Source organism: Pseudomonas svalbardensis, from assembly GCF_030053115.1.
Lineage (GTDB): Bacteria > Pseudomonadota > Gammaproteobacteria > Pseudomonadales > Pseudomonadaceae > Aquipseudomonas > Aquipseudomonas svalbardensis.
Genome location: NZ_CP125619.1, coordinates 2,779,307 through 2,805,377, shown reverse-complemented (window position 1 = coordinate 2,805,377; position 26,071 = coordinate 2,779,307). Strand labels below are relative to the sequence as shown.

Annotated in this window: 22 protein-coding genes; 15 read left to right on the top strand and 7 right to left on the bottom strand. The window is 58.1% G+C overall.

The features are described from left to right. Position 1 precedes the first annotated feature (1 nt). From QFX16_RS12910 to QFX16_RS12900, 3 genes are read left to right on the top strand one after another with little or no spacing between them, the layout of a single operon-like run. A complete protein-coding gene (locus QFX16_RS12910) occupies positions 2-1,474 on the top strand; it encodes a nucleobase:cation symporter-2 family protein (RefSeq protein ID WP_283184218.1) in 1,473 nt (490 codons plus the stop codon). 57 nt (positions 1,475-1,531) lie between these two features. Next, positions 1,532-2,005 (top strand): LEA/WHy family protein, encoded by a 474-nt coding sequence (locus tag QFX16_RS12905; protein ID WP_283184217.1) that lies wholly within the window; start codon positions 1,532-1,534, stop codon positions 2,003-2,005. 27 nt (positions 2,006-2,032) lie between these two features. Next, a complete protein-coding gene (locus tag QFX16_RS12900; RefSeq protein WP_283184216.1) occupies positions 2,033-2,578 on the top strand; it encodes a GNAT family N-acetyltransferase in 546 nt (181 codons plus the stop codon). Here QFX16_RS12900 and QFX16_RS12895 read toward each other — a convergent pair. Next, positions 2,571-3,491 carry a carbon-nitrogen hydrolase family protein gene (locus QFX16_RS12895; protein WP_283184215.1) on the bottom strand — a complete coding sequence of 307 codons (921 nt, stop codon included), beginning with the start codon at positions 3,489-3,491 and terminating at the stop codon, positions 2,571-2,573. The two genes, QFX16_RS12900 and QFX16_RS12895, sit on opposite strands and share 8 nt — an antisense overlap. An 85-nt stretch (positions 3,492-3,576) precedes the next feature. Between QFX16_RS12895 and QFX16_RS12890 the strand changes: the two genes are divergently transcribed. Further along, entirely contained in the window at positions 3,577-4,512 is a 936-nt protein-coding gene (locus QFX16_RS12890) for a LysR family transcriptional regulator (protein WP_283184214.1), read from the top strand. Here QFX16_RS12890 and QFX16_RS12885 read toward each other — a convergent pair. Next, positions 4,487-4,738: a hypothetical protein gene (locus tag QFX16_RS12885; protein ID WP_283184213.1), complete on the bottom strand. Its 252-nt coding sequence runs from the start codon at positions 4,736-4,738 to the stop codon at positions 4,487-4,489. The genes QFX16_RS12890 and QFX16_RS12885 overlap by 26 nt on opposite strands. Positions 4,739-4,903: 165 nt before the next feature. Here QFX16_RS12885 and QFX16_RS12880 point away from each other — a divergent pair, with 165 nt between their 5' ends. Then, positions 4,904-5,221: an ElaB/YgaM/YqjD family protein gene (locus QFX16_RS12880; protein WP_123364977.1), complete on the top strand. Its 318-nt coding sequence runs from the start codon at positions 4,904-4,906 to the stop codon at positions 5,219-5,221. Between the two features lie 94 nt (positions 5,222-5,315). Here the strand turns inward: QFX16_RS12880 and QFX16_RS12875 are convergent, their stop codons facing one another. Then, entirely contained in the window at positions 5,316-6,356 is a 1,041-nt protein-coding gene (locus QFX16_RS12875) for an Ldh family oxidoreductase (RefSeq protein WP_283184212.1), read from the bottom strand. A 231-nt stretch (positions 6,357-6,587) separates the two neighbouring features. On the opposite strand from QFX16_RS12875, the gene QFX16_RS12870 reads away from it, so the two are divergent. After that, entirely contained in the window at positions 6,588-11,411 is a 4,824-nt protein-coding gene (locus QFX16_RS12870; RefSeq protein ID WP_283184211.1) for a dermonecrotic toxin domain-containing protein, read from the top strand. Positions 11,412-11,509: 98 nt separating this feature from the next. Beyond that, positions 11,510-12,511: a FecR family protein gene (locus QFX16_RS12865; RefSeq protein WP_283184210.1), complete on the top strand. Its 1,002-nt coding sequence runs from the start codon at positions 11,510-11,512 to the stop codon at positions 12,509-12,511. A 54-nt stretch (positions 12,512-12,565) separates the two neighbouring features. Here the strand turns inward: QFX16_RS12865 and pvdQ are convergent, their stop codons facing one another. Beyond that, the gene (gene pvdQ / locus QFX16_RS12860) at positions 12,566-14,911 is read right to left on the bottom strand and encodes a bifunctional acylase PvdQ (RefSeq protein WP_283184209.1); all 2,346 of its coding nucleotides are present in this window, start codon (positions 14,909-14,911) and stop codon (positions 12,566-12,568) included. A gap of 244 nt (positions 14,912-15,155) precedes the next feature. Between pvdQ and QFX16_RS12855 the strand changes: the two genes are divergently transcribed. Beyond that, entirely contained in the window at positions 15,156-15,527 is a 372-nt protein-coding gene (locus QFX16_RS12855) for a fe2+ zn2+ uptake regulation protein (RefSeq protein ID WP_283184208.1), read from the top strand. Between the two features lie 19 nt (positions 15,528-15,546). Here the strand turns inward: QFX16_RS12855 and QFX16_RS12850 are convergent, their stop codons facing one another. Continuing rightward, positions 15,547-15,735, bottom strand: a complete 189-nt coding sequence (locus QFX16_RS12850) for a hypothetical protein (RefSeq protein WP_010460665.1) — start codon at positions 15,733-15,735, stop codon at positions 15,547-15,549. 156 nt (positions 15,736-15,891) lie between these two features. Here QFX16_RS12850 and QFX16_RS12845 point away from each other — a divergent pair, with 156 nt between their 5' ends. The 6 genes from QFX16_RS12845 (at position 15,892) to QFX16_RS12820 (ending at position 23,414) form a co-directional block, all read left to right on the top strand. Then, on the top strand, positions 15,892-16,029 hold the full coding sequence (locus tag QFX16_RS12845; protein WP_283184207.1) for a hypothetical protein: 138 nt from the start codon (positions 15,892-15,894) through the stop codon (positions 16,027-16,029). Between the two features lie 275 nt (positions 16,030-16,304). Continuing rightward, complete coding sequence (locus QFX16_RS12840) at positions 16,305-17,546, top strand: MFS transporter (RefSeq protein ID WP_283184206.1); 1,242 nt, start codon at positions 16,305-16,307, stop codon at positions 17,544-17,546. Positions 17,547-17,568: 22 nt separating this feature from the next. Continuing rightward, entirely contained in the window at positions 17,569-18,699 is a 1,131-nt protein-coding gene (locus QFX16_RS12835; protein WP_283184205.1) for a LuxE/PaaK family acyltransferase, read from the top strand. A 1-nt stretch (position 18,700) separates the two neighbouring features. After that, positions 18,701-21,103 carry an aldehyde dehydrogenase family protein gene (locus QFX16_RS12830; RefSeq protein ID WP_283184204.1) on the top strand — a complete coding sequence of 801 codons (2,403 nt, stop codon included), beginning with the start codon at positions 18,701-18,703 and terminating at the stop codon, positions 21,101-21,103. A 68-nt stretch (positions 21,104-21,171) separates the two neighbouring features. Beyond that, entirely contained in the window at positions 21,172-22,461 is a 1,290-nt protein-coding gene (locus QFX16_RS12825) for an AMP-binding protein (protein WP_283184203.1), read from the top strand. Beyond that, positions 22,461-23,414: a GNAT family N-acetyltransferase gene (locus tag QFX16_RS12820; protein ID WP_283184562.1), complete on the top strand. Its 954-nt coding sequence runs from the start codon at positions 22,461-22,463 to the stop codon at positions 23,412-23,414. The genes QFX16_RS12825 and QFX16_RS12820 overlap by 1 nt, the downstream gene beginning before the upstream one ends. Here QFX16_RS12820 and QFX16_RS12815 read toward each other — a convergent pair. Further along, positions 23,403-24,329 carry a LysR family transcriptional regulator gene (locus tag QFX16_RS12815; RefSeq protein WP_283184202.1) on the bottom strand — a complete coding sequence of 309 codons (927 nt, stop codon included), beginning with the start codon at positions 24,327-24,329 and terminating at the stop codon, positions 23,403-23,405. The two genes, QFX16_RS12820 and QFX16_RS12815, sit on opposite strands and share 12 nt — an antisense overlap. 118 nt (positions 24,330-24,447) lie before the next feature. On the opposite strand from QFX16_RS12815, the gene QFX16_RS12810 reads away from it, so the two are divergent. Beyond that, the gene (locus tag QFX16_RS12810; protein ID WP_283184201.1) at positions 24,448-25,443 is read left to right on the top strand and encodes an aldo/keto reductase; all 996 of its coding nucleotides are present in this window, start codon (positions 24,448-24,450) and stop codon (positions 25,441-25,443) included. A gap of 46 nt (positions 25,444-25,489) precedes the next feature. Here QFX16_RS12810 and QFX16_RS12805 read toward each other — a convergent pair whose 3' ends face one another. After that, positions 25,490-26,020: a hypothetical protein gene (locus tag QFX16_RS12805; protein WP_283184200.1), complete on the bottom strand. Its 531-nt coding sequence runs from the start codon at positions 26,018-26,020 to the stop codon at positions 25,490-25,492. Positions 26,021-26,071 lie beyond the last annotated feature (51 nt).

Here is a 26,071-nt window from a genome sequence, read left to right as displayed (position 1 = left end):
CATGACCGCCTCTGAAAAAGCCCCTGCCCCGCGCAATAACGACCTGATTTACGGCCTCGACGACCGTCCGCATCTGACCGCCACCGTCTTCGCTGCGCTGCAACATGTACTCGCCAGTTTCGTCGGCATCATCACTCCGACCCTGATCATGGGGGGCGCCCTCGGTCTGCAAAGCGAAGTGCCGTACCTGATCAGCATGGCGCTGTTCGTCTCGGGACTGGGCACGTTTGTTCAGGCACGACGTTTCGGCCCGATCGGTTCCGGCCTGCTGTGTTTGCAAGGCACCAGCTTCTCATTCATCAGCGTGATTCTCAGTGCCGGTTTCATGGTCAAGGCCCGGGGTGGCGGCACCGATGAGATCCTGTCGACGATCTTCGGTGTGTGCTTTTTCGCCGCCTTCATCGAAGTGGTGTTGAGCCAGTTCATCGGCAAATTGCGGATGCTGATCACCCCGGTGGTGACCGGCACGATCATCACGCTGATGGGCCTGTCGCTGATCAAAGTCGCCATGACCGACATCGCCGGCGGCTTCGGTGCGGCAGACCTCGGCGCGGCCAGTCATCTGGCCCTGGCGGCCTTGGTACTCGGAACGATTGTGCTGTTGAACCGGGTCGATGTGCCGTTCCTGCGCCTCGGTGCAATCGTCATCGGCCTGACCCTCGGCTATGTCGTGGCCTGGCTGATGGGTGACGTCAACTTCGCCAGTCTGCCCGACGTACCGCTGATGAGCGTACCGGTGCCGTTCAAGTACGGCTTTAACTTCGATTGGGTGGCGTTTGTACCAGTGGCAGTGATTTTCCTGGTGTCGCCGCTGGAAGCCGCTGGTGACTTGACCGCCAATTCGATGATTTCCCGGCAGCCGGTCAAAGGCCCGATCTACCTCCGCCGGATCAAGTCCGGTCTGCTCGCCGACGGCCTGAACTCAGCCATGGCCGCCGTGTTCAACAGCATGCCGATGGTGACCTTCGCCCAGAACAACGGCGTGATTCAGCTCACCGGCGTGGCCAGCCGCTACGTGGCGTTCTTCATTGCCGGTTTGTTGGTGCTGCTGGGGTTGTTCCCGATGATCGGTGCAGTGCTGCAACTGATGCCGAAACCGGTACTCGGTGGCGCTGAACTGGTGATGTTCGGCACCGTCGCCGTCGCCGGGATCAAGATCCTCGCCGAAGCCGGCCTGCACCGGCGCAACATGCTGATCGTGTCGATTTCGCTCGGCATGGGCCTGGGTGTCGCGGCGGTTCCGGAAGTGCTGCGCGAGTTGCCGAAGGCGCTGCACAACATCTTCGAATCGCCGATCACCGTCGGCGCGTTGTGCGCTATCGTGCTGAATATCTTCCTGCCCGAAGAGTTCATTGAGCTGGAAGAGGACGATTTCGATCCGGAAGCCTCGATCCTGCGGGTCATGGAAAACCCGGATATCCCGGCCAAGGGTGAACCCGTCTCGCCGGCAACTGTCGCACCCTTGAACCGCTAGAAAATGCTCGAGGCCGAGCCACTGGCGGTTCGGCCTTTTCTTCAAGAGAGCACATTCATGCGCAGTGTCCAAGCCGTTATCCTTTCCCTGCTTTTGCTCTCCCTGAGCGCCTGTGCCCTGCTGCCCAATCGCGACCCGCTGAACATCAATGTCGTCGGCTTCGAGCCGTTGCAAAGCCAGGACATGGAAGTACGCTTTGCCGTGAAAATACGCGTACAAAACCCCAACGAAACCGCCATCAATTACAACGGCGTGGCCCTGGACCTGGAGGTTAATGGCCAGCCACTCGCCTCTGGCGTCAGCGATCAATCGGGCTCGATTGCACGCTTTTCCGAAACCGTGCTGACCGTTCCGGTAAGTGTTTCGGCGTTCTCCGTGCTGCGCCAGACACTGGGACTGAGCAAAACCCAAACCCTCGACAACCTGCCCTACGTCCTGCGCGGCAAACTCGCGGGCGGCTTATTCGGCACGATGCGTTTCGTGGACAGTGGCAAACTCAGCCTGCCAACGTCGACGACCGGCACCTGGTAAGTCACGACTCAAGGAACGACAAAGAACATGGAAGCCACACCCACGATCTACACCGAACGTTTAATCCTGCGCCCGCTGGAACTGGCCGACGCCGAAGCCATCCAGCAACAGTTCCCGCACTGGGAAGTGGTGCGTTATCTGAACGCCTTGGTTCCTTGGCCGTACCCTGCTGATGGCGCACTGACCTATCTGCGTGACATCGCTTTGCCGGCGATTGCCGTCGGCAAAGAGTGGCACTGGTCGATTCGTTTGAAGTCGGCGCCGGAGCGACTGATCGGCAATATCAGCCTGATGGAAGAGCAGGACAACAACCGCGGCTTCTGGCTCGGGCCAAAATGGCAAGGCCAGGGCTTGATGACCGAAGCCAGTGCGGCGGTCACCGAGTACTGGTTCAAAACCCTCGGCCGATCCGTGATGCGGGTACCGAAAGCAGCGCCCAACCTCGGCTCGCGCAAACTCTCGGAACGCACCGGTATGCGCTTGATCCGCAGCGATGAGGGCGACTTCGTCAGCGGGCGATTCCCCAAAGACCTCTGGGAAATCACCCGTGAAGAGTGGCGTGCTCTCAGATAAATCGAACACCCGGCTTGGCCCGCTCATCCACCGTCAACTCAAACACGTCCGGGCGCGCGTAGTGGCCGACCACGTCGTAGTCGTAACGGGCGCGGACCAAGTCATCGGTGTCGATTTCTGCGCTGAGCAAGCCGGCGCTGTCACGCAGAGGTCCTGCCAGAATATTGCCCATCGGCCCGACGATCACGCTGCCCCCGGCAATCAATGCCCGATCCGCCGGCCAGTTGGCGATCTCCACGCCCAAGGCGTGCGGCGAATCCTGAACCTGACAGGCGCTGACCACAAAGCAGCGTCCTTCATGGGCGATATGGCGCATGCTGATCTGCCACATTTCCCGCTCGTCCACCGTTGGCGCGCACCAGACCTCCACGCCTTTGGCGTACATCGCGGTGCGCAGCAGCGGCATCATGTTTTCCCAGCAAATCACTGCGCCGATCCGCCCGACCTGACTGTCGATCACCGGCAACGTCGAGCCATCGCCTTTGCCCCAGATCAACCGCTCGGTGCCGGTGGGCATCAGTTTGCGGTGCTTGGCGACCAGCCCGGTCTGCGGATCGAAATACAACGCGGTGCAGTACAACGTGCTACCGGCGCGCTCGATGACACCGATCACCAGGTTGGCGCCGGTGCGCGCTGACAGCCCGGCCAACGCTTCGGTTTCCGCGCCGGGCACATCGATCGCATTGGCGAAATACCGGGCAAAGGCTTCACGACCTTCCGGCAGTCGATAACCCAGTTGGGTACCGAAGCCTTCGCCTTTGGGGTAACCGCCGAGCAACGCTTCGGGCATGACGACCAGCGCAGCCCCGGTCTCAATAATCGCGCTTTCCCAGGCTAGGATCTGTTCCAGGGTCTCGGCTTTGCCACCGGGTAAAGAGCCGATTTGCAGTGCAGCAACAATTGACTTGGGCATCGTAGTAACTCCGAAAGCAATGAGGTGTTGCTCATTCTCCGGCGCCACGGGATCATCAATAAAGCCCCACTCACTGCTGAATGATATGAACCAGATGAATATCGCCACCGTTGATCTCAACCTGCTGAAAGTCTTCGAAGCGCTGCATGAAGAGTCCAGCGCCAGCCGGGCCGCGTTGCGTCTGGGCGTGACGCAATCAGCAGTCAGCGCTGCACTGCGAAGGCTTCGCGAGGTGTATAGCGATCAGTTGTTCGTGCGCACCGGCCGCGGACTCGCACCCACGCTCAAGGCTAACCAGTTGAAACCGGTGGTCAGCGATGCCTTGAATAAATGCCGGCAGAGCCTGGCAATGGTCGATCCGGCCGCCCACCATTACGAGGGGCGCTCGGTGACCGTGGGTATGTCCGATGATTTCGAAATCGCTTATGGGCGCCGGCTGATCGAGGAAATCGCCCGCGTCGCGCCGAAGCTGCGGCTGATCTTTCGTCAGACCCACAGCCAGATCGTCGCCCAGGCGTTGATGGAACGCAGCATTGATCTGGCGATCACCGCAGGTGGGTTTGCCGAGCGCTTGCTCAGCCGTCAGGTGCTGGGAGAAGGCGGTTATCTGTGCCTGGTGGACCCGATGAGCCTGGCCGAGGGACAGCAGACCCTCAGCCTTGATGAGTTCGTCTCCCGCGAGCACATTCTGGTGTCGTCGGGCGGCTTTATCGGGATCACCGATGAGGGGTTGGCGGCGCTGGGGTTGAGTCGGCGGGTATGCGCTTCGACCACACACTTTGCCGCATTACCGCACTTGCTCAAGGGCAGTCAGGCCGTGGCGACCATTCCGGCCCATGCGGCCCAAAGCATTGCGGCGCTCAGCGGACTGGCACTGCTGCCCTGCCCTCTGGCGTTGCCGCGTTACCCGATCGAACTGGGCTGGCGCACCAGTACGCAGCTCGATCCGGTGGCGCTGAAAGTGCGGGAAGCGATTGTTGCGAGTTTTACGAGCGCTACTTGGCAGTCATCAGGCGATTGACTTCACTGCGCACCATGTTCGCGAATTCCGGGGGCGACATGCCGTCAAGTTCGGCACGGACCCACTCCGCCCATTTGCCTTTGCGCTTGGCGCGTTCACCGAACAATCGTGCGGCCTCGCCCTTGGACTTGCCCAGGTTGCTTTGCCATAGATCGAACAGACGGGATTTCTCATCTTCAAGCGCAGCGCGCTCGGCAAGGGGTTTGTCGGCCAGATTGAAGCTCATGGGAGTTACCTGCTGCGTAAAATAGGCGACATCTTACACTGTAGGAAGAAATGTCCGACTCAGGATTTTTCGTCAGGGTCGGGTCAACGCGAAAATCCACTGCAACTTTTTCGCTGACGACAGACTCCACTGTTCACTGTCCATTTATCTGCAAGGAGTACCTCAATGGCCCGGAAAACCGCCGCACAAGTCGCCGAAGACCAGATCAAGGATCAAGCCTTCAGCGAACTTCAGGCTCTGATCGAAGAGTCGGAAAAGCTGCTCAAAAGCAGTGCCTCGCTCGTCGGAGAGGAAGCAGACACACTTCGTGGGCAGATCGCCCAGAAACTTCAGCAGGCTCGGGACTCCGTCACCAGCGTTCGTGACCGGACCAAACCTGCGGTCGAAGCCACTGAAACCTACATCGGTGGTCATCCGTGGCAAACCGTGGCGATCTCTGCCGGTTTCGGCCTGGTAGTCGGGTTGTTGCTGGGTCGGCGTTAAGCGACCCCGTTTTAATCAGTACCCAGCAAAAAGGCGAGCACGCAGCTCGCCTTTTTCATGCCCGGCTTTTAAGCAGACTGAGAGTATGCAGGACTCAGAGCCCGGCCAATTCCCGCAAACTCGCCAACGTTTGAGCATCGAGCCGGATGCCTTCGGTGCTGGACTTGGCTCGTTGTTGGTGACGTCGATCCCCCGGCAAACGCTTGAGCCCCACACCGTGCATCTGCCGGACCAGTTCCTGACTGCGCTCGGCAAAGTTCTGCCCGGCCGCCTTGCTCGGATCGATCACGATCAACAGTTGGCCCGTCCACGGCGTCTTGGCGCCCGGATGGTTCGACCAATCGAACTCGAAGGAAAAATTGCCGCCGGTCAACGCCGCCGCCAACAGCTCGACCATCATCGACAGCGCCGAACCTTTATGGCCGCCAAACGGCAGCAACGCGCCGCCCTCAAGAATCGCTTTCGGGTCCTGGGTCGGCTGGCCGAGACCATCCACCCCCATGCCTGGCGGCAAACGCTCGCCCTTGCGTGCGGCGATCTGCACATCGCCATGGGCAATGGCGCTGGTTGCCAGGTCGAAGACAATCGGATCACCGTCAGCCCGAGGGGCGGCGAAAGCAATCGGGTTGGTCCCGAACAGCGGACGATCGGCGCCGTGTGGCACCACGCAGGTCATGCTGTTGACCACGCTCAGCGCCACCAGGCCTTCATAGGCGAAGGGCTCGACATCCGGCCACAAGGCGGCGAAATGGTGGGAGTTACGAATCGCCAGCACCGCAATGCCGGCACTGCGGGCCTTTTCCACCAGCAAGGCGCGTGCTGCTGCGAGGGCCGGCTGGGCGAAACCATTACCGGCGTCGACCCGGACAAAGCCCGAAGCCACGTCCTCGACCACCGGCACGGCCTGGCCATTGACCCAGCCGCTCTGGAGCGTCGACACATAACCGGGAATGCGGAATACGCCATGACTATGGGCGCCATCGCGTTCGGCGCCGGCGCAGTTGAGGGCCAGTGTTCTGGCCACCTCGGCGGAGGTGCCATGGCGCTGAAAAATCTGCTCAAGCAAAAGAACGAGCGCGTCGAAATCGAGCATTTGAGTGTTCGAACTGACGGCCACTTCGGGCGTTGCGGTCATCTGAAGCTCCAGTTTTATTATTGAGTACGGGCAACAGGGTGAAGCGAGGTTGCAGGGCAACCCAAAACAATTGTCGATTAAGCGCTGTTTTACCGGCGTCCTGTCAAGTCTCGACAGCCTGTTCGGATCAAGCAATATGTACCGCACCCGAGCCTTCCACTGACCGTACTGTTTTTCCTCAATCCAACAGCCTGCGATTACCCGCCGATCGCAGCACATCGAGGAAAAACCATGACTGCTCCCCCACTGCCGTATTTTTTCGACGAGGCAGAACTCGCATCCAACGCCAAACAGCCCGGTGATCGCGAGAAAGCGCTGTACTTCACGCTTGATGACCTGAAGTGGTTGAAGGTTGTTTATCTGGCGACGCATGAAGTCCGTATCGCCAGTAACAAGCCCATGCACGTCGATCAGCTGTTTTTAAGCGTGCCTGATGAAACCGATATCCCCCTGGCCGGCGCTTTTGCCATGAGCCGGCCCAACGATGGAGAAGTGACGCTCTACACACCGTGGAAAGGCCTGATCAAATTCGCGGACATGGAGGACGTCAAAAGCAGACTCAAGGAATGGTTGGCACAGCCCACTGGGAAGCGTGAGTTATTGCGCTTTCTCTCCATCGAACAACGCAGCGCTTTACCCGCCGCCACTGCGCCAGACATTGTCACGCAAATAATCGAAGGTGCGGTATTCCAGGACCAGGAGCTCACCCTCGAGCGCAATCAGGCTCAGAACATCAAGACGATGATGGGTGAGCTGGTCAAGCTGCCAACACTGCAATCGATGCTGGACGGGACCCTCAAGAACGCGTTGCACAAACCGTTTCCCAAACTGGACCAGCGCCTTACTCGACTGAAGAGCTTTGTCAGGACGATTTCAACCTTCGACGACAGCGATTACCAGCACACGCTTTCCTCGCATTCACTGAGCGATGCTCTGCTGCATTACTACCTGATCAACGAGTGGCCGACTGGCGATTCCAGAGTCTTTTCCAATCCCCAACACAGTGTGAGCAGCGACGCCGATAACCAGGCTTGGGAAAGCGCAGTCAAAGAGATCGCGCAAAGTTTTACCCCTCACTTGCAAGGCCTGCTCAAGACGTTCTGGAACACACCGATGAGCAACGGGCAGTCACGCCGGGAGTTATTTGCCGAGGGTTTGCGCGATACCTTTCACGTGAAGCTTTTGCTTCAGCGTCAGCAAGGTGTTCTAACGACGCAGGAATACCTGCGACTGATGAATGTCAGTCTCGAACCTGAAACCGTCGATCCTCTTCGCATCGAAAAAGTGCGTATCACCGCCCCCTTCAAGCATTACGCGCAGCTGGCCTCGACCTTAATGATCGGCAGCCGCGAAACCCTGGGCTTTCTGTACACCCAGTCCAGAGGCATCGAGGCGACGAGCGACCTGCCCGCTGTCAGGAAAATCGTCCTGGAGATGATGAAAAGCGAAGGCCACGAAGACACGCTGCTCAACTTCATGTCTTTGGACGAACGCGGCACGTTTCTTTCATTGGAGCCAGATGAGCGCGTCATTGTCGGTGAACCGATCATCAGCCCGGTGTTTGAACAATTGATGGACGACATCCTTGGCAAACAACGGGAGAACCTGTCCCACGCGCTGAGCCGTTACCGTGAAAGCGAAGGCACACAGGATCCCCATGCCATGATCGACAAGGCACTGGATGTCCGGGGACTGATCGACGATCGGCTGCTGACGGCCGATGCCGCAGGACGCTGGAGTACACACGCAGACCAGCGCTGGAGCGCACAACCGGCCACCGTTCGTGCCGAGTCGGCCAAAGAGCAACTGGCCCGACTCTCCTCCGTTAAGCAGGCGCTCGACCAACTCCTCGACAACCATCCGGTCATTCCCACAACAACCCGCACGATTACCGAGGCGCAGCGCATCGTCGATTCGTCGCTCGGGAGCTTGCAATCGAGTTTCACTCATACCCTGTCAACGGCATTGCGCAGTGAATTGAAGCTGCACACCGTCATGCGCACCCTGGGTGCGACGGAACAGGCGATCATCAAATCCGTGCTTGATACCCCGGTACGCTTGCAGCGAGCGGCATTGAACGGTTTTTTGCCGGACGTGTTTTCCTTGGCGCTGAAGGCAGGCGACGCTGCGGACCCGTTGAAACTGGCCAGTTGTTTTGTGCTGACCGAACGAGGTGGCCTAGACCCGTTGCATTCGGGCAAGGCGATTCTATGGACGCCTGCGTCGGGATTTGAAGCCTACAACGCGTTGGCACCGCTGCTGACCGAGCTGGGGCGACGCCTCAAAGACCACGATGATCGCACCACACTTCTGGAGAACCTTGGACTCAGCGAGCGATTGCCTGGCAAGCACTACACCCTCGCCCCACTACAGCGAATAGATCAGCATTTTCTCGATCACGTGCAAAAGCCCTATGTCCAGCTGGACCAGGCGTGCGTCACCCGTGCGCTGGCCACGAAGCTCCCCGCGACGACTCTGGCCAGCCTTCTGAAGCTGGTGGCGTTACGTCAACCGATGACCGGGTTAGACCGCGCGACGGACATTGCCCAATCCCTGACCACTCAGCAAAAACTGCCGGCATGGCTGGCCAAGGCGTCCATCAAAGATCAGATATTGCATGGGGAGTTGCTTCAGCAATACCTCAACAACGTCACCGACGACCAGGACTACCTCACCGGCATACGCTCCCTGGCGCGCACGGCTCACCATGCACTTGAAAAACAACTCAAGGCCGATACGTTCGACATCGATCCGGATAAGGTCCAGATCCTGATCAGCGCACGGCCGAGGTCTGCGGCCAGCACCCAAACCTTGACCGACTTTGCATTGACCCACTTCAAGAATCTGGACATAACCCATTTCACACTGGTGTCGCTGGATAGCACCGTGATTCCCGAGGAGATGGACCAAAGCTACATCAGAGACCTGATACGAAACTTGAAGCTGGGCGAACATCATCAGAAAACACTGAACGAAGCCTTTGCAGACACCCAGGCGAATGCAACGAACCGCAGGAAGCGGTTTTACACGCAATTACCCTGGCAGCTGATGCATTACGCCCACACGGAAAAACTGCAGGAGCGTCTGAGCGAGACGGGGTTTGATCTGATACGCCAAGTCATGGACATGCCTGACGCTATCGCCCGCGCGGCAGTCGACGGTGCCCACGCGATCATCCGCCCACTTGAGCTACTGGGCATCAAGAGTGAACAGGCGGTCAAAGTGCCAGGCGTCTATCTGATTGGCTCATCGGTCGATAGCACCGCGCCACAGGTCCTTGTCGCGCCTCATAGCCCTCGGCACGGAGTGAAAGAATATAAGAATGAAACACAACTGCTGACAGAACTGAAGACTCGCGGCGGTCTGCTCGACTGGGTACTCATGAACCTCCCGCAGCCTGATCGGATACTGCTTGAGTACAGGATGGCGACCTCCGGTAACCGCCTCCCCGAAGTGATGCTGGCGTCCAATCCGATCAAGGGGAATCTGTTCAGACACTTGTTCAACGACAATGCCGAGTTACTGGCACGATTGCTCGGTTGTCAGTCCGATGACAAAAAGCAGGGCGAATGGGCAACCATCAAGCATGTGCTGGGTGAAGATTTGCATGCGGCATTTACGTTTCTGATGGGCAAGCTTGTCTACCCGATTACGGTGTGGCGCAGCTATCGCGACATCAAGCAATCCGCCGAAGACCTTCAGATGCACAAATGGGGGTCCGCGATAAAAGAGTTCATCAGCGGCATTGCACAACTCGCCACGTTGCGACAATCGCTGGAAGCGCAAGCGAAGCCATCTTCTACGCCAAGTGCACCTGCGCCAGAAACGCCCGATACCCGGTTTAAATGGCAGAACGTTGCCATTACAGCCCCCGAACGTACGCAGTTGAAGCGTCATGAAAGCATCGACGTCGATCTGAATTCGCTCACATTAAACTCAAGTCTTGGGCTCTATACCCATCCGACGACAAAAAAAACCTACGCACCGGTTGAAGGAAAGGTATATCCGGTCGCAAAGCTCGGCACGCGCTGGCGCATCGCCGACACAAACATTCGCGGTCCTCGGCTGAGTCAGAACGTGTCGAAACAATGGGTTCTGGATAGGGAAACGCCAGCGCCCCGTTTCAACATCGGCAATCGGTTGCGCACCGCATTGTCGGTTTGGGAGGGCATGAACGTCGATGCCAATGGAATGCCCGAAATCCGACGACTGTTTCCGCAAAAGGCTCGTCAGATTGACGAAGCGCTGGACCTGGCAACCACCTATGCCTGGAACTGCTTTCGAAACCTGCAATTGCTGAAGTCTTCCGACCACACGGTTACCCCCGTGCATCAACTCATCATGGATTTTCTTGATGTGCCGCAAGTGCAGTCCACGCATGTGGAGCAGCTTGAAAAAGTCTTGGGCGACATTTTTGCGGCCTTGTTGGACCCCTCACTCAGAAAGCCGAAGACCAGTCGTTTTGTAATCGGCAGGCTGGTCGGTGGCGCGCAAACAGCATTCGGTTTCACCGTTCCTACGGATGCAAAGCGGAAAATTTATCTGGTAGAAAAATTCTTCGACACCGGTTTCGACAATTACCGCCCACATCTTACCGACCCTGCCTTCCCTATCGACCCGCATGCCCGAGCAGTAACCCTTATTCATGAGCTTTCCCACCTCATCTGCAACACCGAAGACATTGCTTACCTCGATTCCAGCAGACCATTCTCCCATCTGATCAATACGACCAGCACAACCGGCTATGACCTCAAGGATGCGTTGACCACCCTTCAGGACACCGCACTCTCGATCAAAACCCCCCTTACTCAGTTGTTCATGACCGAAGATCCTGATACCGGTGTGTGGGAGGATCCGGGCAGTACTTCCTATGAAAATACTGATCGGGTAAAAGTGCATATATTGACCTTGACCGGCGGAGAAAACCTGAGCGGCGCCCGCAAAATTTTCAAGAGAGATCCCCTGGTCAGACTCAAGGTGCAACTCGGCAACGCCGACAGCGTTGCATGGCTCATCAGCCATATGGGGCGTCAACTTCACACCAGCACCCCATGAATCAGAAAAATAAACTCCCATTTGATTGGTAATTGCCATGACGGTTGTTCTCGCAGACTTCCTCACAAGGTTAGAATGCAGGAAATCAGGATGAGTCAATGACCGACAACCCTCTCTCGCAAGCCGAATACGACGCTGTCACCGATGCCGCTGCGCATTGGTGCATGCGTCTGCACGCCAACGATTGCACTGCTGAAGAGCGGCTGGCGTTCGAGCAATGGCATAACGCTCATCCGCTTCACGCGTTCGAGTACGAGGCCATGCTGGAGATCTGGGATGTCGCGGGGGACCTGCCACGTCCAGAAACCGTGGTCCCGATGGTCCGCGCCAAACCTGCTACGCCTTGGCGCACCTTCGGTATCGCCGCCGCGGTTTGCGCCATGGCGTTGCCACTGGCGGCCTATAGCGGCTGGAACCTGGGCTGGCTACCCAATTCCTATCAACATTTCGAGGCGAACGACAATGTCCGCCAGGTCAGCCTGAGCGATGGCAGTCAGGTAGAACTGAACCTGGGCAGTGAGCTGACGTTCAGCAACTACAAGGATCAACGTCGGATCACGCTGAAAAAAGGCGAAGCCTTCTTCAGCGTCAGTCACGACACTCGACACCCCTTCATTGTCAAAGCAGCCGAAGGCAGGATTCGGGTAACCGGAACCAAATTCAACGTCTGGATGTATGAAGATCAGGTACGCGTGAACCTGATCGAAGGTTCGGTGCTGGTCAGCAGCAATGATGCCCTGGCGGGTGACGGTTTGCGCCTCGAGCCAGCGATGCAGGCGAGCTATAGACGCGGCGACTTCACTCCCCGGATCAGTCAGACCTACGACAATGACAACTCACTGGCGTGGCGCAGCGGAAAACTGGTGCTCGATGACCTGGCGCTGACTGACGCTCTGCCATTGATCAATCGCTACTTGAACAAACCGGTGATGGTGGCCGACAACAGCACCGGCTCGATTCGTATCGGCGGCATCTACAACATCAAAGAGCTCAACAACCTGGTGGCTTCCCTGCCCAAGGTATTGCCGGTCTACCTGACCCGCAACAAGGACGGCAATCCGGTCCTCAATTCCATTCCGCGACAAGCCCCAAAAAGCTGAAGGCTGCGACCCTTGCGGGTGCGGCCTTCATTCCTGGTTCAAGCGCCATCAGCGTTACTGTGCAGCCACCTTCCCGGCTTTTTCGTCTTGCTCGTGGATTGTCTGAACCTGATACTGCGGATCGGACAGGATCTGCTGCTCGGTGAACGGCAACACACTCAACTGCTTCCTGGAAAATGCCACGGTCTGATCTCTGGAGTACTTGGAGGCCGGGTCACTGGATAGCGAGAATGCCAGCAGCCCCTGGGCCTGCGGTCCCTTGTCATCGAAGGTCACCACCTGCAAATAGCTGGTGCCGCTGACGACTTCGAGTTTACCGTCGGTTCTCGGCACGCTCTGAATGGCGTTATAAACCCCCAGAGTGCCAGGTCCACCGTGAATCGGCGTCTGCTGGCCGCCACTGCTGACCACCTGGATATCACCCCAGCGGCTATCAGCCTTGAGCCCCATCTTGTTGATCTGCGCCACCGACGCCAGCATCGCCTCGCGAACCGCCTCTGCGACGTCCGGGCGATCGACCGCCAGGCCACTCGGGGTGTGTTGCGGGTCTTTCGGATCGAACGCCACACGCCAGAGATCAGGCGTTTGCTGTAGCGACTCCATGACATTCTGGAAATGCACAAACCCGAGACCACTGTCCAGATTCGCACTGCGATCCCAGGCCTTGAGGCTGGCACACAGCGGCGTGAGCGCGGGCGCATCGGAACCCAGGGCCGCCGCACAGAACTGCAGCAGGTCCGGCATCACTTGAGCCGCCTGATACACCTGGTCGTCCATCACCATGTGTTGCAGATCCGTCGCTGCTATCGGGCCGGCCTTGTTCAACGTGTTCAGGCGATCCAGCGCAAAACGCGAGCGCAGCCCCAATGGCTGGCCATCCTGGCTGATCAGGGGCGAAAAACCAGTGAGCGGTTGCGCCGGGTTGGCCATCCAGGCCGAATCGTTGGAGTGCTGCACAAAATCCTTGCGCAACAGCTGCGGCAACTTGTCTGCCGCAAAAATGCCTTTTTGTGCAGCTGTCGGGTCGATGTCCCAGGCACACGCACTGTTGGAACCGTCGAGGACGATCATCTGCAACCCGGCCCGCGGATCACTGCATTTGGCCAGTTTGTCGGCACTGACGTTCGGCACGACCGAGAGGTTCATGTACAGCGTCTGCCCCTGATCATCCGTCGCCAGGGTGTTGACCCACGGGATCCCCTGGATCTTGTGCACCGAGGCCTGCAACTCTTTGAGGCTGAACGCGCGGTTCATTGCATACCACTGCTGCAAGACCCGGTCGTTATCCAGATTGGCGTCGCGCAGGCTGTAGGCGAACTGGTTGTCCCAGTCGAGTTTTCCGGGCCATTGCACGATCGGGCCGAACTGCGAACTGTAGACCACATGAGAAACCGGTCTGGTCTGGCCATCCGGTTGTTTCACGCTCACGGTCAGGGGCTGTTTCTTCATCGGCAATGACTTGCCGTCGAGCAGATAACGGGTTGAATCCTTGGGATCGAGTTGCAGGCGATACAAGGTGAAATGTTTGGACGAGTCCACGGTGTGGGTCCACGCCAGGTGCTGGTTGAAACCGATGTTGATCATCGGCAACCCCGGCAGCGCCGCACCCATGACGTCCAGTTGGCCGGGAATGGTCAGGTGCATTTGATAGAAACGCATCCCGCCGACCCAAGGGAAATGCGGATTGGCCAGCAACATTCCGCGGCCATTGAACGAACGTTCACTGCCGACCGCCACGGCGTTGCTGCCGCGGTCCAGGGCAAACCGCTGCATGCGCGAGGCGGCCACCTGGAACGTCGCCGGTTCACTCGCCACATGAGCAACGGCTTTGGGTGGCGTCGCGCCGGCCAAGGCTTCGGCAAACTGCCCTACTCCGCCCTCGACCAGCAGACGCCGCGTCAACTTGACCAGATCCTGGGCGGTAATCTCGCGCACCCAGTCGCCCTGACACTGCTGCGGCAAACCCTGAACCCGACGCTCGGCCAGCGAGCGGTTATAGCCCGCCACATACCCTTCGATGAGATCGCGCACTTGCGGGGTTTGCGCCTGCCAGAAACCCTCGACGGCCTGTGGCGTGTTCAGCCAATTGAAAAACAGATCGCTGACCAGGTTTTCGCGCTCTTCGACCGTGAACTGATCCGGGCCGAAATAGCGTGAACGTTCGCCGTTCACGGTGGTGATCTCATTGGCCAGCAGGCACAGGTTGTCCTGAGCGTAGGCGTAACCAATGCCATAACCGAGCCCGCGCTCGTTGTCGGCCCGGATATGCGGCACACCGAAACTGGTCCGGCGAATGTCGGCGCTCGCCTGCTCCGGCTGACTGCGTGCGTTTGCGGCAAGACTCAAGCCCACCAATACGCCTGCAAGGCTCAACCGGGTTAACTGCCTGGAAATAATCACGCTCGCTCCTGATCGAAAAGACAAACACCCTGCGTCATACACGCACTGCGCCTTTCCCTAGGAACGAAATAAATGACAAAAATTTAGGCCCTGAAAGGCGCTTTTCACGGGCATCTCACAGGCCGCTGACGTGACGGCGACAAAATTTCTACATTTGGGGCTTCATTATTTGCCCTGCTCATACGTCTTATTGATTGAGAGCACCCATCACATTTCCTGGCCGGCTCGGAAAAGGAGTTTTTGCATGTACAACTCGCAACTGCCAACGGACGGTAGCAATGCGCCAAAGGGCTCTGCCATGGGCTCCGGTGTTTTCAGTCAACGGGGCGAGCGCAATGGCAACGAGCGGATCAGGCTGCTGCTCAAGAGCTTTGGTCTGCGAACCAGTCTGATCCGCCTCAAAGTCATCGACGCCTTGCTGACCGCCGCCGAAAGCGACCGTAGCCTTGGCGTGCGCGGCGTGCACAGCCACTTGGTGGACCTGGATATTCCCCTGTCCTTTCTCAGTGTGCGGGAAGTGTTGAAACGCTTGTGCAGCGAAGGCGTGATCACGCTCAATCCGGACAAAAGCTACAGCCTGCATCCGCACGCTGCAGCCATGCTCCAACGCGAGTGATCCGCTGAAGGTGCGTCGTTCAGGGTTTGACCTTGCGACGCATCACGCCATTGACCACCACCACGATCACCGCCACGCCGATGGCGATGTACTGAAACAGCTTCTCGCTGATGACGCCTGCGTTTTGCAGATACGAAAGGCCAAACATGATCCCCAACACCACGAGGGAGATCAGAATCGAGTATTTCAAACGTTGCGACTGAGTCATTGCGAGTTCCTGTACCTGAAAATGTATCCGATTTGTATCAGAACGCATGCCAAGCCCCTACCTTTCTCCGGGGATGGGACGCTACAAACGGGGTCTCATGTTACAGCCGATGAAGAGTTTTGGCTTCATAGTGGCGATAACCATGAGGATTTTGAAATGCTCCGTCGAATCACACTGCTGATTCCCCTGCTCGCTCTCCTGACACTGAGCGGCTGCATCGTTTTCCCCCACGGCGGATGGCACGGCGGTCACCATTACGACCGTGGCGGGCCGAGTTATTACCAGCATCGATAATGGTTGGTTGTGTCATAAAGCGTGAATAATTGAACATTCACTCGTAAGGCAAATACCCCACCCAATAACTACTGAACAAATGCCCGCCCTGTCGCGGGCATTTTTCGTACATGGGTATTCACTTCTTTTTTCAATCCCTGCGCACATCGAAACATAGCGATAACCATTGAAGCTTTCGGTCTTAATCGTCCATTTGAGCTATTCATATTCGATGATTACTCTCGGTGCATCGCAATAAACCCGCTATTAAACTTTGAGCAAAGAATAGGGATGCCATGCACAAGCCTTTAATCAATATCAGCCCCCACCATTTGTTTGGCTTTTGCCTTGCAATAACTTTTTTCGAACTGCTGACCTATATGGCCAGTGACATGATTATGCCGGCCATGTTGACCGTCACCCGACAACTGGATGCCAGCCCCGACCATGTCCCCTACGCCTTCAATCTTTATCTGGCTGGCGGCATTCTTCTGCAATGGCTGATTGGCCCGCTGTCCGATCATTTTGGCCGCCGCCGGATGTTACTCATCGGTTGCGCGGTATTCGCCCTGGCCTGTGCCGCCGCGTTCAACGTGCAAAGCATTTATGCGTTCAATGGCTTGCGACTGATTCAGGGCATGGGGTTGGGGTTTGTCATCGCGGTCAGCTACCCGGCCCTGCAAGAAGTTTTCTGCGAAGCTGACGCGGTCAAAATCATGGCGTTGCTGGGGAACGTTGCGCTGCTCTCCCCGCTTCTGGGGCCGTTACTCGGCAGTCTGCTGCTGGAATGGTTGTCCTGGCGGGAGCTGTTTTTACTGCTGAGTCTCGGCGGCGTGATGGTCTGGCTCGGGCTTTACCTGTTCATGCCGGAAACCGTGGGCACCCTGCGCCACGACGGTCAGCGACTGGAAGCAGTACGCTTTGAATGGCACGGCACCGTGCGCCGCTATGTCGCGTTGCTGACTAACCCGCAATTCCTTTGCGCCGCAGTCGCGCTGGGCGTGATGAGCCTGCCCTTGATTGCCTGGATCGGGTTGGCGCCGCTCTTGCTGATCCACAACCAGGGGCTTTCAACGCTGCACTATGGCCTGTGGCAAATCCCGGTGTTTGCGGCCGTCATTCTCGGCAATCTGATCCTCAACCGACTGATTGCCAACGCTGAACTGTCACAACTGATTCGATACGCGCTTTGGCCGTTTTGCGGCGGGCTCATCGCGTTAGTCGCCGTCAGCGTCTACGGCGCTTCGACAGTCGTGCTGATCAGCTGCCTGGCGCTTTACGCCGTTGGGCTTGGCATGAGCAATGCCGCGCTGTACCGGCTTGCGCTGTTCACCAGCGACGACAGCAAAGGTCTGGTCTCGGCCATGATCGGCATGATCTCGATCGCCGTCATGGGCGGCGGCGGCTCGATTATCGCTGCAGCCGGCGCCGGTAATAGCCACGAATCCTTTGCCCTGATGGCTGGTATTGCAGGGCTTCTTTGCCTGCTTCCTCTGCGGCTGTTTCTGCGGCGTTCTCACATCGCGCTTGCCGTCTGAACACCACAACGTAGGTCTTTTGATGATCCATTTACCCCACACCGATGCGCTCTGTGCGTTAACGCAACCCTATTGCCTGGATTCAGTGCCCGACGGCCTATTCGACCAGGCGATGGGGGAAATCAGCCTGTTTCATTGTCAACACACGCCTGGCTACGAACGCTGGCTAAACGCCAACGGGCTCGATGCAAAGGACCTGGAGACACTGGATGACTGGTCCAGGTTGCCACCGATTTTCGCCAACTATTTCAAACGTCACTTGTTGTTCGGCCCCACCGGCGAAGGTGCGCTGGAGCTGACATCGTCTGGCACCAGCGGCCAGAAGAGTCGCATGCGCTATGACCCTCGCAGCATGGCAGCGGCCCAAGGCATGGTGAGCCACATTTTCCGGCACTACGGCTGGGATACTCCGCAAAGCCCCTGCAATTATTTGCTCCTGAGCTACGAGACCGAAGCTGCCATCACCTTGGGCACGGCTTACACCGACCAGTTTCTCTGCAGCTACGCACCCATCAATCGGGTCGTCTACGGATTGCGCCTTACCGGTAAAGGTCACGAGTTCGACCTGTTTGGCGTGATTCGCGCCTTGCAGGAGTTTGCCGACGAGGGATTGCCCGTGCGGATACTCGGATTTCCTGCGTTCCTTTCCCATGCGCTACAGCACATGGAAACCACCTGTGCACCGAATCTCAAGCTGCCCGCCCAGTCATTGGTGTTTTTGGGGGGTGGCTGGAAAACCCAGGCAGCACAAGAGATTCCCCTGCTTGAGTTGTATGCCCGAATCAATCGGCAATTGGGTATCGACCTGTCCCGATGCCGGGATGGTTACGGTGCCGTCGAGCATGCCGTGCCCTATATCCAATGTGCCCGCCATCATTTTCATGCCCCCATTTACTCGAAGGTTTTCGTGCGCAATCCATCCGATTTCACGGTCCAGCCATACGGCCAGCGCGGCTTGCTGGAATTTGTCTCCCCGTACATTTCGTCAAGCCCTGCTCACGCTGTGGTCATGGGCGATCTGGCGACATTACACCCCGGCGCACATTGCGGATGCGGCCTGACGACCGATTGGTTCGAGCTGCACGGACGCGCTGGCACCACCGCCAGTCGCAGTTGCGCCATGGCGGCTTCCGAATTGCTGGGAGGGGCTTGATATGTACCTCATCAATGGCCAACTGCGTGACGACGCTACCCCGGAAAGCGCCCTCGACCGCCTTCGAAAACAATTACCCAGGTTGCTTTCTGCACCGATCGACAGCGAGACCGTCATCGAAACCGCGGCTCGTTTCGCCACACAACTACAGACTCGCAGCCTGAACCTGCCTCTGGACGACGATCAATGTCAGGGGCTGATCGAGTTCTGCCAGCGCAGCAACCTGAGCACGAAGCTTGAGCGAGAACTGGGTGCGCAACCCCGTTCGCTGAGGCGTATCGACTACCGGCAGCCACACTTTGAAAGCTGGCACCCGTTGGGGCTGGTGGTGCATGTGACGCCGGGCAATGCGCCGATGCTCGCGTTCTGCGCGGTGCTCGAAAGCCTGCTGGCCGGTAACATTAACTGGTTACGCCCCAGCGCCAGCGATGCGGGTTTGACTGCGCAATTGCTGGCTGCCTTTGTGAAGTGCGACACCAGTGGCAGGCTTGCCGAGTTCGTCGCGGTGCTGCCCGTGGGCACTTCCCGGATAGCCGAACTCTGCGCTCAGGCCGATGGCGTGTCAGCCTGGGGCGGTGAAAAGGCATTCAAAGCGATTCGTCAGCAGATCCCCGCCGGATGTCGCTGGATCGATTGGGGGCACAGGATCAGTTTCGCTTATCTGTCGCCTGACGCAGCCAGCCTTTCGGCGCTGGATGCGTTGGTGGATGAGGTGTGCAGTCTGGATCAACAAGCGTGTTCAAGCCCGCAATGGGTGCTGGTGGACAGCAATGATCCGGCCATCCTGCAGGACCTGGGCGAGCGTTTGAGCGATGCCTTCAAACGTCGCGCGTCGCACTGGCCGGCGCTGGTGCCCACGGACCAGGAAGCGTGCGAGATCACCACCCGCACGGCCATGGCGCAACTGGATTACTGTTTTGCGAACCAGAGCGGCCAGGTCTGGACCGGCCATGGATGGCGAATCATCTGGGAACACCATCAGACGCTCGCGCCGTCGCCGCTGTTTCGTACGGTGCTGCTCAAGCCCGTACCGCAACACTTGATCGCCGAGACGCTGTTGCCCTGGCGCACCGTCCTGCAAAGTTGCGCGCTGATTTGCTCTTCGACAGAAACGCCAGGACTTGTGCGAACGCTGGTCAGCGCTGGGATCACCCGTATTGCGCCTTGCGCGGGGATTCATGACGGCTACGCCGGTGAGCCCCACGATGGCGTCTACGCGTTGACACGTCTGAGTCGCCGCCTCTCGGTGAGTCTGGCACCTGATGTGCTAACGGGCCGTGCAACGCTCGACCCGGTCCCGCCCGCCCTTGACACCGCCCATGCGCCGATCATGGACAAAAACACCTTCACGACCCAGCCGATGGGCGCGGCGGCGCAATTGTTTTTCCGCTCTGGAGGAAGCAGCGGCGCTCCGGCCCTCGCCGGTTTCAGCTATCGCGACTTTCAACGGCAGATGCGCGCAGCGGCCGACGGCCTGTTCGCCTCCGGGCTCGATCCTTCACAGGACCGGGTCATGAACCTGTTTTACGGCGGCAGCCTGTACGGAGGGTTTCTCAGTTTTACCAAAATACTGGAACAGATGGGCGTCACACATTTCCCCATGGGCGCGCCCCAGGACGATGACTTCAGCGAAATCGCCCAACTGATCGTCGACCAGCGTGTCACCGTGCTGATTGGCATGCCGAGCACCTTGCATCGTCTGTTTTTCAACGAGCAGACCCGGCTCCGCGCGTACGCAGGTATCGGCAAAGTGTTCCTTGGCGGCGAACATCCGGGCCAAACCAGCTTGAGCCTCATGGAAAGCTGCGGGGTCTCGACGATCCGCTCGGCGATCTATGGTTCCGTCGATGCTGGCCCCTTGGGGCATGCGTGCGCAGCCACCGCGTACGGGGTGTTTCACTTGATGTGCGATACCCAGCATCTGGAAATTGTGCAGATCGAACGGGATGAACCGGTTCAGGCCAATAAGATCGGGCGCCTGTTGTTTACTTCACGAGCACGGCAAGGCCAAACCGTGCGCCGATATGACGTTGGAGACACCGGTCGCTGGATACCCGGCACCTGTCCGTGCGGGCTGGACTCACCCCGATTCGAACTGCTCCAGCGCCACGGCAAACTGGTGCGAATGGGCACGGAGTTCATTTCGCCGTCGGCTCTGCAGGATAGCGTCGGCGCGCCCATTCAGATTGTTCTGGACCACACCTCTGATGGCGTCGAGCGACTCAACGTTCTAACGGATGCAGACATCAACCAGGTTCGCAACGCATTGCTGAGCCATGAAGCGCTGGCCAATGCCGTAAACGCCAAACTGTTAACTGTCGAAGTTGCAGTGTGCATGGAGCAAGCGTTCACTCGAAACAAACACAGCGGCAAAACACCGTTGGTTATTGATAAAAGAAAATAAAAACACCGCCAGCTACTCACAACTTGTTTTTTAACCGTCTAGGCGCCTGATAAAAAAGAGAGAACCCAGTGAAATCAACTTATTCGCTCGAACAACTGCTGCCTTATATACGGCAACATTCAAACTTCTACCGCCAGCAACTGGAACACTTACCGTCGCAGGGCATTACGTTACAAGATCTACCACTGACCAATGCGGCGGACTATTGGGTCGGCAGCAATGACCTGAGTCATTGGCCGGTCCTGACCGGAAAGGTCGACGATGCGCTGGTGTTTAAAACCGGCGGATCGACCAGCCAAGGCAAACTGACGGTATACACCTATAACGAATGGCAAGAACTGGTCAGTACGTTTGGAGAAAGTTTCTCCTCTCAGCTGAACGACGGCGACCGTGTCGCCAATCTGTTTTTTTCCGGTGATCTTTACGCCAGTTTTCTGTTCATCCACGACTCACTGGCGCACGTCAGGCGATCGATCTGCGAGTTTCCATTTACCGGGCAAGTCGAGCTGGATGTATTGGCCGATGCGATTGATCAGCATCGGATCAACGTGCTGGTCGGAGTACCGGCACAGCTGCTGCGACTCGCTGCCTACCTGAACCAGTATCGGCGAGTACTGTGCGGGGTTGATACGTTGTTGTATGGCGGCGAAAGCCTGTTTTCCCCGCAGGTGGCAATCCTCACCGACGTGTTTCCCAACGTGCGCATTGCTTCCATTGGCTATGCCAGCGTAGACGCCGGCCTTATCGGGGCCAGCGGCCGCGACTGCGCGTTGGGAGAACATCGGGTGTTTGAACCACACACCGTGCTGGAGATCGTCGATGAACTCACCGGTGAAGTCATCGAAGAATGCGATCGCACCGGATTATTGGTGGTGACCAATCTGACTCGCCGGCTGATGCCACTGCTGCGTTATCCGGTGGGCGACCGCGCGTGTTGGCGCGAACCCGGCGCAACCCCAAGGCGTAAATTTGCCCTCAAGGGACGTAGCGCACACAGCCAGCGCGTGCGAGTCGGGGTGCTGTCGCTGCTGATCGATGACATCCAGCAGATCGTCCAACGCATTGCCCACAACGACCAATGGCAATTGCTGATCGAACATGACGGATACAAAGATATTTTGAGTGTGAAGTGGGTTCCCTCAGCGCTATCAATGGCCACCGTACCGGTGTGCCGAGCGTTGTACGAGGCGCTGGTTGAACACTATCCCGCCATCGAGGAACTGAGCCGCGAGGGTCTGTTGGAGTTGCGAGTGCTGTCCTGCGATGTCACAGCCCTGAAGCTTCACCCACGCTCCGGCAAACAACTGCGGGTCCTGGACTTGCGCGTGTATGACGCGCCGTCGCCGGAGCCCGCATGATGCCGCATTTGATTTTTCGACCCTATCGGCCATCCGACGCACGTGCCGTGAGCCAGTTGTTTCGTGAGGTCTATGGCGATCATTACGTTCAGCCGGATGTTTACTTGCCGAACATGATCAATCAGCACAATGCCAAGGGGCGCTGGAAGTCGATGCTGGCGGTGGACGGCATACGCCTTCTGGGGCATGCAGCGTTGTGCCATGACACGCCTTCGGATACCACGGAACTGGCCCTGAGCGTGGTGCATCCCGCCGCGCAGGGCCAGAGTATCGCGACCCGTCTGGGCCGGGAGTTGCTGTCGCGGTCAGGTTCCATGGGGTTCAAGAGCGTCTCGATCAAACAAGTGACACACCACCCCTACACGCAACGCATGGCAGCAAACATCGGCTTCCACAGCACGGGTTTGCTTCCTGACTACGTCCCTTCGCCCTTCGCTGAGCCGCTGCCGGAAACCATCGTGATGGGTTGTTACGTCGTCGAAGGACATACGCGTCCACTCCCCGACATCCCATGGCCTGACAGCTGCCGGGGGTTTATGCAGCACGTGTGTTCCGTGTTCGGGACTTATCCGGACACAACGCCGTTGTCTTCTCTGCCCTTGCAACTCACTCAACACCATCAAAGATTCGACATGGTCATTCAGCGTTTGACCAAACGTCTGCTTGACCAGATCCGGCAATTGCCCAGGCACTGGCTGATCTCGGCCAAACTTCAGATGTCACGGCACTTTTCCGGGGACTTGCGCAATTTGGCGGCCCTTGGCTTCGCCTTTACCGGGCTGATGCCTACATCAAACACCAATGGGTGGTTCGCACTGTTTCATCGAGGGGCGCAGTCTCGACACCTCAACCTGCACTGCCCGCACATGCAACGCTTGCATGACGATTTACAGCAAAACGCCAACACGCAGAGTAGCGCCGAAGCGCTGAACAGCGCCCGCTCAGCCGCGTGAGTCTTTTCGATAAAAGTCATTGCCCGGCTGCGCGCATAGCTCCACCAACCAATCGACAAACACCCTCACCCGCCGGGACAACTGGCGGTGTGGCGGGTAGAGCGCCGTCAGCGGCATCCCCGGTGTCGGCACCGTCCTGAGGACTTCACACAAACGGCCTTCGCTTAGCTGGCGGGCTACGTGGTAATACGGGGTCTGGACCAGACCATACCCCGCCTCACAAGCGGCCAGATAACCATCGGCGCTGTTGACCGAGACTTGCTTGGGTAGATTAATGACCTGAACCTGATCATTGACCATGAATTCCAGCCCATAACGCTTGCCATTGCTGCTGGAGAAGTACTCCACCATCTGATGGCCTTCAAGGTCAGCCAGACACTGAGGCGTTCCGAATCGCTTCAAGTACTCGGGGCTGGCACACGTGATCTGGTCCAACATAGCCAACGGCCGCGCCACCAGTGAATCGTCCAGTGACGCGCCGCCCCGCAGTACGCAATCGACGCCTTCGCGAATCAGGTCGACGGGCCGGTCATTCACGCCGATTTCCAGCTCGATCAAGGGATACCGGGCAGTAAATTGCGGCAATGCCGGGATCACCATCAAGCGTCCAACGCCCGCCGGCATGTCCACGCGCAACAGCCCCTTGGGGTTGTTGCGCGCAGCGCTGAACACCGCTTCGGTTTCCTCCAGGTCCGCCAGCAACCGTACGCAACGAGGGTAATAGGCCGCGCCGTCGAGCGTCAGGCTGATCTGCCGCGTCGTGCGTTGCAGCAGCTGCACACCGAGATGCGCCTCCAGCTGCTTGATCAGAATGGTCACTGAGGCCCGGGGCAATTGCAGGCTGTCCGCCGCCTTGGCAAAGCCGCCCAGTTCGACGATTCGGGTGAACACGCGCATGGCGTTAAAACGGTCCATTGCTTTTGCTTACCGGCTGATTATTTAGAAATTACGAACAGTGATAGCAGTTTTAGCCGGTTTATCTTGTTTCTGTCGAGGTCAACAATGGACTCCACATTCATAGGGAGCTGATTTCATGCAAACACGTCAACTGGGCAAAAATGGTCCACTAGTGAGCACGATGGGTCTGGGCTGCATGGGCATGACCGATTTCTACACGACTGGCGTGGACATCCGCGAAGCCACGGCCACTCTGCACCGCGCGCTGGAGTTGGGGATCAACCTGCTCGACACCGCTGACATGTATGGTCCGCACACCAACGAAGAACTGATCGGCAGAGCCATCGTCGGCAAGCGCGACCAGGTGTTTCTGGCCAGCAAATTCGGCATCGTCCGCGACCCGGGCAATCCGGTTGCGCGGGGCGTCAACGGCCGACCGGATTACATTCACGCCGCTATCGACGGCACCCTCAAGCGCCTCGGTGTCGAGACCCTGGATTTGTACTACCAGCACCGCATCGATCCGCAGGTGGCCATCGAGGAAACCGTCGGCGCCATGGCCGACCTGGTGAAAGCCGGCAAGGTTCGGTACTTGGGTTTGAGCGAGGCCTCGGTCGCAACGCTTGAGCGGGCACACAAAGTTCATCCGATCAGTGCGCTGCAGAGCGAGTATTCGTTATGGAGCCGTGACCAGGAGGAAAACGGTTGTCTGGCTGCGTGTCAGCGCCTGGGGATCGCCTTCGTCCCCTACAGCCCTTTGGGCCGTGGCTTTCTCACGGGAGCGCTGAAAAGTCCTGATGATTTCGCGGCAGACGACTACCGGCGCTTCAGCCCGCGTTTTCAAGGAGAGAATTTCTCCAAAAATCTGTTGCTGGTGCAGCAAGTGCAGGACCTGGCCGCAGAAAAAGGCGTGACCACCGGCCAACTGGCGCTCGCGTGGGTATTGGCTCAGGGCGATTACGTGATCCCGATTCCGGGAACCAAACAGCGTAAATACCTGGAAGAGAATGTGGCCGCGCTGGATGTGAAGCTCAGCGGCGACGACTTGCAAGCGCTGGAAGCGATATTCCCGGCCAATGCCACGGCCGGTTTACGTTACCCGGAGGAAGTCATGAAGTTGCTTGACCGGTAACCGACGCCTGGCCCATTCGACGATTTGAGTGGGCCAGGACAACCCGTCACGCCTTCGAGCTGACGCCCTTGTCGGTCGGCACTGATGTGCCATTACCCTTGCCGTAAGCTTGTAAATTCTGCAGTACGTAGATCGCCTTCTTGTATTCCGGGATCAGGCCCGTGGCGTACTTGTCACCCTTGATACTGTTGTTCTGGATGGTGTCCAGCTGGGTGGCGAAATACTCCAGTGCGTTGAATTTCGCCTCCGGGTCTTTCTGTACGCCGAACCGGTCAAACTTGTCACCGGCGTTGATTAGCGTCATCGACGTAATATCAGAAATCAGGCCTTCGGCTTTCAAGAAGGCACTGAGATTACCCAGTTGTTTGGGGGTGACGTTTTCCGGGTCGAAGCCTCTGATGTTTCTGTGCAGTTTCTGCTCATCCATCAACTTCGTGTTGAGCGCGCTGGGATCGCTTCCCACCAATGCCAGCATTTGCTTGACCCTGGCGCTGTGCGTCACAGGCTTTCCGGTGCCTGTGTCCTTGACCAGCAAACCTGCCTTGGAAGTCCAGGCCCCGGTATAGCCGATAGTCATGACCGAACTTCCGACTGTGCTACCTGATGCAGACGTCCGTGTCAGGCGACC